The following is a 9960-nucleotide window of genomic DNA, read 5'->3' as shown; positions in this document are numbered from 1 at the left end:
CCAGGGGGGTGCGGGGGGCGTCGCCGCGGCGGTCCTCGACCAACCGTCCGTCGCGCATGACCACCCGGCGCGGCATCCGGGCGGCGAGCTCCGTGTCGTGGGTGATGACGACGACGGTGGTGCCGTCGGCGTTGAGTTCCCGCAGCAGCTCCACGACGCGCGCCCCCGACGCGGTGTCGAGCGATCCCGTGGGTTCGTCGGCGAGCAGCAGTGAGGGCCGGCCGGCCACCGCGCGGGCCAGGGCGACGCGCTGGCGCTCGCCGCCGGACAGCTCGTGCGGGCGGTGCCGCAGCCGGTGGCCGAGGCCGACCCGGCGCAGGCTCTCGGCGGCGGCCGCCGTCCTGGCCCGCCGGGACAGTCCGGCGTACAGCAGCCCTTCGGCCACGTTGTCGAGCGCGCTCACTCCCTGGGTGAGGAAGAACTGCTGGAAGACGAAGCCGATGTGCTCCGCCCGCAGCGCCGACAGCTGGCGGTCGGACAGCCGCTCCACGGGGTACCCGGCGATCCGCACCCGGCCGCCGGTCGGGCGGTCGAGGGTGCCGATGAGGTTGAGCAGGGTGGACTTGCCCGATCCGGAGGGCCCGACCACGGCGAGGAGTTCGCCGGGCCGGACCCGCAGGGAGAGAGCGCGTACGGCGTGCACGGGCGGGGCGCCGGGGTAGCTGCGGGTCACTTCGGTGAGCTCGACGACGGGGTCGGCGTCCGGTGGCCCCGGTTCGGCGGCGGGCGCGTCCGGGGCCTGGCCGGCGGCGCTCACAGCGCGGGTGTCCCGACCTTGAGGCCCTCGGTGATGCCGGCGCCCGACACCTCGACGCGTCCCCCGCTGAACAGTCCCGTGGTGACCGGCACGATGCGGTCGGGGTCTTCGGGGCCGTCGCCGACGACCTGGACGCCGTATCCGCCCTCGCGCAGCGCGAGCAGCGCGGCGACGGGCACGGACAGGACGTCGCGGTGCCGTTCGTTCTCGGCCTCGACGCGGACCGGTGCGTACGTCAGCGGTCCGGCGGCCTTCTGGTCGGCGAGCGCGATCCGCACGGTGACCGTGCGGTCGCCGTCGCCGGGGTCCTGCCCGCCGCCTCCGCCGTCGCCGTCGCCCTTGTCCCCCTCGTCGTCGCCACCGCCGACGACGGTGCCGACCGAGGTGACCTTGCCGGTGACCGGTTCGTCGCGTCCGGGGACGGTGACGGCCACCTTCTTGCCCACCGGCAGCAGGCGCTGCTGGGACATCGTGGCCTTCACCGTCACGGTGCGTTCGGCCCTGGTCGTGGCCAGGACGGGGCTGCCGGCCCGGGCCTCGTCGCCGGGCTTGCGGTCGGCCTCCCCGGCCCGCACGGACTGCGGGGCGAACAGGACGCGGCCGAGTTCCAGCCGTCCGGTGCGCGGCAGTCCGAGGTCCCGCTGCCAGCGCTTCACCGCGTACGCCGTGTACGCCGTGTAGGTCTCGTCCACGGTGAAGCCGGTGTGGCCGAGGGCGACGAGGTTCTCCTCCAGCTGGCGTACGTCGCCGCCGTCGGACATCCCGGGTGCGAAGGCACGGTAGGCGGGGATCCCTCCGTACAGCAGCACGACGGGCTTCTCGTCGAGGCGGTAGAGGACGCCGCCTCGGGAGACCGTGGCCCCGGGGCGGGCGGTCCAGGTCACGGTGCCGGCCAGGCGGTTGGGCAGGTACACGTCGTCCGCGTACTCCAGCGTCCCGTCCAGGGTCTCCTCGGCCGTCAGATCGCCGCGGGTCACCGGCGCGGTGGCGGCGGACGGCGGGAGTTTCGGCGGAGGCACGCCGTCGGCGCGGTCGCGGACCACGACGACCGCCGCCGCGCCGGCGGTCAGCACGATCACGCACGAGACGAGGAGCCTGCGGGCGCGGCGGGGGCGCGGCGGGAGGTCCTCGGGTTCGCTCACGGCCGGGGTCCCGGTCGTCGGCCGGCTCTCGGTCACCGTCCCGCACCCGGCACCGGGCCGGCTTCCTTGTAGCACTCCTTCGACGCCTTCTCGTGGGCCGCCCGCTCGTCCTCCGCGACGTTCCCGATCTTGAAGCCCTTGTCGCGCAGGCAGCGTTCGACCTTGAGCCGCCACACCTTCTGCTCCTCGGTCTCCTTGCCGCCGCCGGCCGCCCCGCCGCCGCCGCTGCCGCCCGCGTCCATGTACTGCTTGCAGGCGTTCTGGGCCTTGCTGATCTTGGCCTGGTCCTGGTTGTCCGTGACCTGGATAGAGACGTTGCCGTTGGTCTCCGGATCGTCGACCTCGATGTCGTTCTCGCGCAGACAGCGCACGAACTTGAGAACGCCGGCGTCCGGATCGCCGGCGCCGGGCTTTTCGGCCGTGCTGCCGGCCGACGGCTTCTTGCCGCCGGCGGACGGCACATCGCTTTTCTCGCCGGAACCGCATCCCGTCAGCAGGGCGAACGGCAGCAGTACCGCGACAGAAGAAACGCCCAACCGGCTTAAAGGTTGCATCTTCAACGTGAGCTCCTCGTCGAATTCGGGTGTGCGTCATGAATAGCAAGCCGCCTCGGAGAGATCGCTGAGAGAATTATGAGATTCACCTGAGAACAACGGGAACAGATCATTCCCCAATGCGCCGGCGGATCGCACACAGGAAAAGCCGAATCCCGGACTGTCGGAACAGTCCGGGATCCGGCCCTCTTCAACCGGGCCGCTGTGCGGCGCCGGGCGGCGGAGGTCAGCCGCCGATCGAGCCGCCCCAGACGGCGTTGGTGCCCGCGGGGCAGGTCAGCGTGTGGTTCCAGGTGCCGTAGTAGTACGTCCCGAAGGTGTACCGGTAGCCGTTCGAGCAGTCCACGTAGACCCGGTAGCCGTTGCCGGAACAGGTCATGTAGAAGTTTCTGCCCGACCTGCTGCCGTTCCAGCAGTTGGCGTTGACGCTCACGTCACCCTCGGACGCCGCCGCGGCGCCGCCCGCCTTGCTGAGGGACTTCGTGCCCACGCCGGACTTGACCTGCCCCTTCGACGACTGCGAGGTGGAAACCGCCTGGCCGTCCCCCGTGGAAGCCGCGCTTGCGGCGGGCGCGATGCCCACCCCGGCGCCCAGCATCAGCATGGCGCCGGCCCCGACGAGACCCAGGTTTTTGCGGATCGTCATCATTTCCCCATTCAACGCGTCTTGTTGAACCGCTGCCCACTCGGAGAGCGAGCGACGCGATTCTGCTCGGGCCGCTGCGGGCATGTCAATTCTCATTTCCTTCTCATGAAGGGCGCCGCACTGCGAATGAGTCATTCCACAAAGGTCCAGGCCACGAAACGGAAGACGGCGGCGAAATGGCCTTTGCGCCGGTGGAAGAACCCGGACCGGAAATTGAACTATGCGTTCCCTATGGGATTCCTGTGAGCCGCGACCGAATACCAGCCATATCGAGGCCGGCCATGACGGAAGGACGCCCGTCACGTCTCGGCCACCACCCCGGCACACCCCGCCCCGGGGGCACCCCGCGCACCGCCGGACGGCCGGACCTGGCCGCGCCCTCTTGACAGGTCTCCGGGCCACCGTGCAACATTCCATCAGGCAGAAAATAACTTCCGCGATACGGAAGGAGCGCCGAAACCCTCATGGGCTACACGGACCAGCGCTTCGATGTGAACCTCTCGATCCTCTTCACGGAACTCCCGCTCCTCGAGCGCCCGGCGGCCGCCGCCGCGGCAGGCTTCAAGGCGGTCGAGCTGTGGTGGCCCTGGATCGAGACCCCCACCCCCGACCAGGCCGAGCTCGACGCGCTCAAGAAGGCGCTCGACGAGGCCGGCACCCAGCTGGTCGGCCTGAACTTCTACGCCGGACAGCTTCCCGGCCCGGACCGCGGCGCCCTCTCCGTGCCCGGCGAGGAGTCGGACCGCTTCCGCGCCAACATCGATGTCGCGGCGGACTTCGCCGCCTCGGTCGGCTGCAAGGCGCTCAACGCGCTCTACGGCAACCGTGTGGACGGCGTCGACCCGGCTGTCCAGGACGAACTCGCCCTGGAGAACCTGGTGGTGGCCGCCCGCGCCGCCGACCGCGTGGGCGCGATCCTTCTGATCGAGACCCTCAACAAGCCGGAGTCGCCGCTCTACCCGCTGGTGAGCGCGCCGGCCGGCATCGCGATCGTGGACAAGGTCAACGAGGCCACCGGACTCGGCAACGCCAAGTTCCTCCTCGACATCTACCACCTGTCGATGAACGGCGAGAACCTCCCCGACGTTATCGCGGAGTACGCCTCCAAGACCGGCCACGTGCAGATCGCCGACAACCCCGGCCGCGGCGCCCCCGGTACGGGCGACCTGCCGCTGGAAGAGCTGCTCGACCTGCTCAAGAACGCCGGTTACGACGGCTGGGTGGGCCTGGAGTACAAGCCCGGCGACCGCCCGAGCGCCGAAGCCTTCGGCTGGCTCTCGAACTGACCATATTTTCGCGCGTGTGATGTAGCGCGTGTGTTGAAAGAGGCACCCATCATGAGCACTCTCCCCAAGATCGGCTTCATCGGCCTCGGCATCATGGGCTCCCCCATGTCCGAGAACCTGCTGAAGGCGGGTTACGACGTCACCGGCTACACCCTGGAGCAGCCGAAGATCGACCGCCTGGTCGCCGCCGGCGGCAAGGGCGCGTCCTCGATCGCCGAGGCCGTCAAGGACGCCGACGTCATCATCACGATGGTGCCCGCCTCCCCGCAGGTCGAGGCGATCGCGTACGGCCCGGACGGCATCCTGGAGAACGCCAGGAAGGGCGCGCTCCTGATCGACATGTCCTCGATCACCCCGCAGACCTCCGTGGACCTGGGCAAGGCCGGCGCCGAGAAGGGCCTGCGCGTCCTGGACGCCCCGGTGTCCGGCGGCGAGGCCGGCGCGATCGAGGCCGTGCTGTCCATCATGGTCGGCGGTTCGCAGGAGGACTTCGACGCGGCCAAGCCGGTGCTCGAAGCGCTCGGCAAGACGATCGTCCTGTGCGGTCCGCACGGCTCGGGCCAGACGGTGAAGGCCGCCAACCAGCTGATCGTCGCGGTCAACATCCAGGCGTGCGCCGAGGCCGTGGTCTTCCTGGAGAAGTCCGGTGTGGACCTCACCGCCGCCCTCGACGTCCTCAACGGCGGACTGGCCGGCTCGACCGTCCTGACCCGCAAGAAGGACAACTTCCTCAACCGGGACTTCGCCCCCGGCTTCCGGATCGACCTGCACCACAAGGACATGGGCATCGTCACCGACGCCGCCCGCAATGTCGGTGCGGCGCTCCCCGTCGGCGCGGTCGTGGCCCAGCTGGTCGCCTCGCTGCGTGCCCAGGGTGACGGTGGCCTGGACCACTCCGCACTGCTGCGCGCCGTCGAGCGCCTCTCCGGTCAGCCCGTCCAGAGCTGACCACTCCCCCGACTTCCGGGCGGCGGCGTCGCTGACACCTGTCCTGTCGCGCCCAGGCGCCGCCGTCGCCCGGATCCATTTGTTTCGGTTCGGTCCGCGCCGATCCCTCTCTTCAACTTCAACAAACTGTTGACGTCACGCTCGGTGCGTACTTACGCTCCTCACGCCGCCAGCAGATTTCCGCAGGAAGGTCCCCATGTCGAAGCGTGTGCTCACGACCGAGTCAGGCGCCCCGGTCGCCGACAACCAGAATTCCGCCTCCGCCGGTGTCGGCGGCCCGCTCCTCCTCCAGGACCAGCACCTGCTGGAGAAGCTGGCCCGGTTCAACCGTGAGCGCATCCCGGAGCGCGTCGTCCACGCCCGCGGCTCGGGCGCGTACGGCTACTTCGAGGTGACGGACGACGTCACCGGCTTCACCCGCGCGAACTTCCTCGGCGAGGTGGGCAAGCGCACGGAGACGTTCATCCGCTTCTCCACCGTCGCGGACAACCTCGGTGGCGCGGACGCGGTCCGCGACCCGCGCGGTTTCGCGCTGAAGTTCTACACCGAAGAGGGCAACTACGACCTCGTCGGCAACAACACCCCGGTGTTCTTCATCAAGGACCCGATCAAGTTCCCCGACTTCATCCACTCCCAGAAGCGCGACCCCTTCACGGGCAAGCAGGAGCCGGACAACGTCTGGGACTTCTGGGCGCACGCCCCCGAGGCGACGCACCAGATCACCTGGCTGATGGGCGACCGCGGCATCCCCGCGTCGTACCGCCACATGAACGGCTACGGCTCGCACACCTACCAGTGGACGAACGCCGCGGGCGAGGCCTTCTTCGTCAAGTACCACTTCAAGACGAACCAGGGCATCCGCTCGCTGTCGTCCGAGCAGGCCGCCGAGCTCGTCGGCAAGGACGCCAACTCGCACCAGACGGACCTGCTCCAGGCCATCGAGCGCGGCGTCAACCCGTCCTGGACGCTGTACGTCCAGATCATGCCGGCGGCCGAGGCCCCGGACTACCGCTTCAACCCGTTCGACCTCACCAAGGTGTGGCCGCACGCGGACTACCCGCTGCAGCGCGTCGGCCGGCTGGTCCTGGACCGGAACCCGGACAACGTCTTCGCCGAGGTCGAGCAGGCCGCGTTCTCCCCGAACAACTTCGTTCCGGGCATCGGCCCCTCGCCCGACAAGATGCTCCAGGGCCGGCTCTTCGCCTACGCGGACGCCCACCGCTACCGCCTCGGTGTGAACCACACCCAGCTGCCGGTGAACGCCCCGAAGGCCACCGTGGCGGACAACTACGGCCGCGACGGCGCCATGGCGACCCGCTACGGCTCGCGCCACGACAAGAACTACGAGCCCAACTCGTACGACGGTCCCGCGCAGACCGACGCGGCGCTCTCCGCCCCGCTGGCGCTGGCCGGCTGGACCGGCACGCACGCGGCCGCCGTCCACGTCAAGGACGACGACTTCTTCCAGGCCGGTGAGCTCTACCGCCTGATGTCGGCCGAGGAGAAGTCCCGGCTGGTCGCGAACATCGCCGGCGGCCTCTCGCAGGTCACCCGCGACGACGTGATCGAGAAGAACCTCGCGCACTTCCACGCCGCGGACGCCGACTACGGCAAGCGCGTCGAGGAAGCGGTCCGCGCCCTGCGCGAGGACTAGTCACCCAGACCGCGCGGCGGGCCCGACGGGAGGTCTGGCCCACCGCGCAGTCCGTACCACCGGCCCGAATGAGGGGTGGCCGGCGTTACGGACGGAAGGTGCCGCGGCGGCGAGCGAGCCAGTGCGGTGGTCAAGGCTCAAGGAACGCCCTCCTCGACCTGAGGGGAGGACGCCCGAAAGCTCATCGCCCACCGCCGCGGAACCCCTTCCCCCCAACTCCGCCCGGCGGTGCGAACGTCCTGTCGCGCCAGTCTCGTTCCGCCGGGCGGCATCAGCTTCCCTGCCAGGGCGCGGGGTGCGTACGGACGGTCCCGTACGCACCCCGCGCCCTTCAGGTTTCCCGGCCCGTCAGCCGACCGGCACCGCCGCCTCCTCGGCCACGGGCGCGGCGACCGCGCGGACGCCGGCCGGCGCCGCGCCCACCCACCGGCCGATGGCAGTCTCGGCCGTGATGCCGGGGCCGAACCCGGCGATGAGACCGCCGGCCCCGTGCTCCACGGTCCCCTCGTCGAACAGCCGCGCCAGCGCGTCGAAGACCACCGAACTGGCAATGTTCCCGCGCTCGGTGAGCGTGGCCCGGCTGAACCGGAACATCTCCGGCGGCAGGTCGAGGTAGAAGCACAGGTCGTCCAGGATGCGCGGGCCGCCCGCGTGGACGATGAAGAAGTCCATCTCCGCGACCTCCCAGCTGTGCTGGGCGACCAGCGACTTGAGCGCCGGGGCGAGCATCTCCATGGTGCCGGGCACCCGCTTGTCGAGCATGAAGTGGAACCCGGTGTCCCGTACGGCGTAGGAGATCCAGTCCTCGGTGTTGGGCACGAGATGCGAGCCGTTGCGCTCGATGCGCATGCCGACGCCGCCCTCGCCGCGTACGACGGCCGCCGAGATCGCGTCGCCGAACAGCCCGTTGGAGAGCAGCGAGCCCACTCCCAGGTCGGCCGGCTGGTAGCACAGCGAGCAGAACTCGCAGGACACGATCAGTACGTTGGCCGTCGGATACGCCGTGCAGAAGTCGTGCGCCCGGTTGATCGCCGCACCACCGGCGGCGCAGCCGAGCTGGGCGATGGGCAGCTGTCTGGTCTCCGGCCTGAAACCCATCGAGTTGATCAGCCAGGCCGTCAGGGACGGCATCATGAAGCCGGTGCAGGAGACGTAGACGATCAGGTCGATCTCGTCGGGCTCCACCTCGGCGTGGGCGAGCGCCTGGCGTACGACGGCGGGGACGCGCGCCTTGGCCTCGGCCTCGTACAGCCGGTTGCGGACCTCGAAACCGGGGTGGCGCAGGGTGTCCTCGATCGGCTGGACGATGTGGCGGGTGCGGACACCCGTGTTCTCGATGAGGCGCAGGACGAGGCCGCGCTGCGGATGGTCCGCGTGCGTCTCGCGGGCCAGTTCCAGCGTCTGCTCCATCGTGATGACGTGGTCGGGTACGGCGACGGACGGTCGGCACAGTGTGGCCATGGTTCTTCCTTGTCTCATGCCGGGCAGCGGTACGGCCGGGCTCTCGTCACCACGGGCGGTCGTCACCACGGGTGGTCGTCACACAAGCGGTCGTCGCACGGGCGGTTCTCACGCGGGCGGTTCTCAGGCGGGCGGTTCTCACCACGCGACGGGCAGGGCGAGCGGGTGGCGCCAGATCGACGTCGTGTTCCACCGCACGTCCGACGGCTCCCCCGCGAGCCGCAGCCCGGGAAAGCGGTCGAGGAGCGTGGCGAAGACGACTTCGAGCTCCATCGCCGCGAGCGGGGCGCCGAGGCAGTGGTGCGCCCCCCAGCCGAAGGTCATGTGGGGCACGGTGGGCCGGCCGATGTCCAGCTCGTCGGGCCGGTCGAACTTCCGCTCGTCCCGGTTCGCGGTGAGGTACGAGACGTGGACGACGTCCCCGGCCCGGATCAGCACCCCGCCCAGCTCGACGTCCTCGGTGGCGATCCGCGGGATGCCGACGCCCTTGCGGAAGGGGATGAAGCGCAGCAGCTCCTCGATCGCCGCCGGGAGCGCCAAGGGGCGCGCACGCAGCGCGCCGAGCACGTCGGGGCGGGTGAGCAGGGTGTACGCGATGTTCCCGATCTCGTACGTCGTGGTGTCCTGGCCCGTGATGAGCAGCACCATCGACATGACCGCGAGTTCGTCGTCGTCGAGCAGCTCGGCGCCGTCGCGGGCGGTGGCCAGCGTGCTGATCAGGTCGTCGCCGGGCGACCTGCGCCGCTCGGAGCTGAGCTCGGCGAAGTAGCCGCGCAGGGCCGCCTTGGCGCGTACGGCGGCCTCCCGGTTCCCGGCGCTCACGTTCATCATGGTGAGGGCGTGCGCGCGGAGCGCGGGCCGGTCGTCCTCCGGGATGCCGAGGACCTCGCAGATGGTCATGAGCGGCAGGGGGGCCGCGACGTGTTCGACGAGGTCGGCGGGCGAGCCGAGGGCGGCCATCCGGTCGAGCATCAGGTCGACGACGCTCTGGGTGCGCTGCCGCATCCGCTCGACGTGGCGCGGCGCGAAGCTCTTGGCGACCAGGCTGCGCAGCCGGCTGCTGGCCGGCGGGTCCATCAGGTTGATCGACTCCGACTGCACGATCGGCTCGGGCGTCATCCGCGGGAAGTCGCGGCCCTTGACCGCGCTGCGGCTGAACCGCCGGTCGGTGGTCACCGTCCGCACGTCCTCGTAGCGCGTGACGAGCCAGGCCTCCCCTTCGCCGTACGGCATGCGGATACGGGCCACGGGGTCGGAATCCAGCATCCGCCGGAGCTGGGGGTCGAACTCGAGGGCCTCCGCGTAGTCGAAGGGGCAGCTCCATACGGTGCCGGTGGTCTCGGTCTCCACGTCGCTCCAGACGGTGTGCGGGTCGATGTCCGACACACTTCCCCAATCGGGGGGACGGTCATGTCCTCAAGCGGGTTATTTAACCGATTAGAGGGAGATTTAGAGGGAGATTCGGACTTCAGCGCGGGCACCTCGGCAGCGCCGCCCGGGACAGCGGCGGCG

The 9960-nt window shown here is 70.3% G+C and carries 9 protein-coding genes; 3 read left to right on the top strand and 6 right to left on the bottom strand.

All coding sequences use genetic code 11. The features are described from left to right. The 4 genes from E2E34_RS26175 to E2E34_RS26165 form a co-directional block, all read right to left on the bottom strand. A partial coding sequence (locus E2E34_RS26175; protein ID WP_138904380.1) for an ABC transporter ATP-binding protein occupies positions 1–757 on the bottom strand: 757 nt, incomplete at its 3' end. Then, a complete protein-coding gene (locus tag E2E34_RS26170; RefSeq protein ID WP_167518390.1) occupies positions 754–1899 on the bottom strand; it encodes a peptidoglycan-binding protein in 1146 nt (381 codons plus the stop codon). The genes E2E34_RS26170 and E2E34_RS26175, both read right to left, overlap by 4 nt. Before the next feature lie 32 nt (positions 1900–1931). After that, the gene (locus E2E34_RS35655; RefSeq protein ID WP_167518389.1) at positions 1932–2435 is read right to left on the bottom strand and encodes a hypothetical protein; all 504 of its coding nucleotides are present in this window, start codon (positions 2433–2435) and stop codon (positions 1932–1934) included. A gap of 244 nt (positions 2436–2679) precedes the next feature. After that, positions 2680–3099 carry a hypothetical protein gene (locus E2E34_RS26165; protein WP_138904378.1) on the bottom strand — a complete coding sequence of 140 codons (420 nt, stop codon included), beginning with the start codon at positions 3097–3099 and terminating at the stop codon, positions 2680–2682. Between the two features lie 464 nt (positions 3100–3563). Here E2E34_RS26165 and E2E34_RS26160 point away from each other — a divergent pair, with 464 nt between their 5' ends. From E2E34_RS26160 to E2E34_RS26150, 3 genes are all read left to right on the top strand, one after another. Then, the gene (locus E2E34_RS26160) at positions 3564–4385 is read left to right on the top strand and encodes a TIM barrel protein (protein ID WP_138904377.1); all 822 of its coding nucleotides are present in this window, start codon (positions 3564–3566) and stop codon (positions 4383–4385) included. Between the two features lie 51 nt (positions 4386–4436). Next, positions 4437–5333, top strand: coding sequence for a 2-hydroxy-3-oxopropionate reductase (locus E2E34_RS26155; RefSeq protein ID WP_138904376.1), 897 nt, complete (start codon positions 4437–4439; stop codon positions 5331–5333). Between the two features lie 196 nt (positions 5334–5529). Beyond that, positions 5530–6987: a catalase gene (locus tag E2E34_RS26150; protein WP_138904375.1), complete on the top strand. Its 1458-nt coding sequence runs from the start codon at positions 5530–5532 to the stop codon at positions 6985–6987. 348 nt (positions 6988–7335) lie between these two features. On the opposite strand, the gene E2E34_RS26145 is transcribed toward E2E34_RS26150, so the two are convergent. Together E2E34_RS26145 and E2E34_RS26140 are read right to left on the bottom strand one after the other, a co-directional pair. Next, on the bottom strand, positions 7336–8448 hold the full coding sequence (locus E2E34_RS26145) for a type III polyketide synthase (RefSeq protein ID WP_138904374.1): 1113 nt from the start codon (positions 8446–8448) through the stop codon (positions 7336–7338). Between the two features lie 138 nt (positions 8449–8586). After that, on the bottom strand, positions 8587–9825 hold the full coding sequence (locus tag E2E34_RS26140; protein ID WP_244316114.1) for a cytochrome P450: 1239 nt from the start codon (positions 9823–9825) through the stop codon (positions 8587–8589). Positions 9826–9960: the final 135 nt, after the last annotated feature.

The organism is Streptomyces albidochromogenes (assembly GCF_005981925.1).
Classification (GTDB): Bacteria; Actinomycetota; Actinomycetes; order Streptomycetales; family Streptomycetaceae; genus Streptomyces; species Streptomyces albidochromogenes.
Note: the sequence above shows the minus strand (reverse complement) of the source record. Positions and strands in the feature narration are given on the sequence as shown.

Coding starts and splice junctions, on each gene's coding strand:
- E2E34_RS26165 (WP_138904378.1), bottom strand. CDS start 3,099: ATGACGATCCGCAAAAACCTGGGTCTCGTCGGGGCCGGCGCCATGCTG.
- E2E34_RS26160 (WP_138904377.1), top strand. CDS start 3,564: ATGGGCTACACGGACCAGCGCTTCGATGTGAACCTCTCGATCCTCTTC.
- E2E34_RS26155 (WP_138904376.1), top strand. CDS start 4,437: ATGAGCACTCTCCCCAAGATCGGCTTCATCGGCCTCGGCATCATGGGC.
- E2E34_RS26150 (WP_138904375.1), top strand. CDS start 5,530: ATGTCGAAGCGTGTGCTCACGACCGAGTCAGGCGCCCCGGTCGCCGAC.
- E2E34_RS26145 (WP_138904374.1), bottom strand. CDS start 8,448: ATGGCCACACTGTGCCGACCGTCCGTCGCCGTACCCGACCACGTCATC.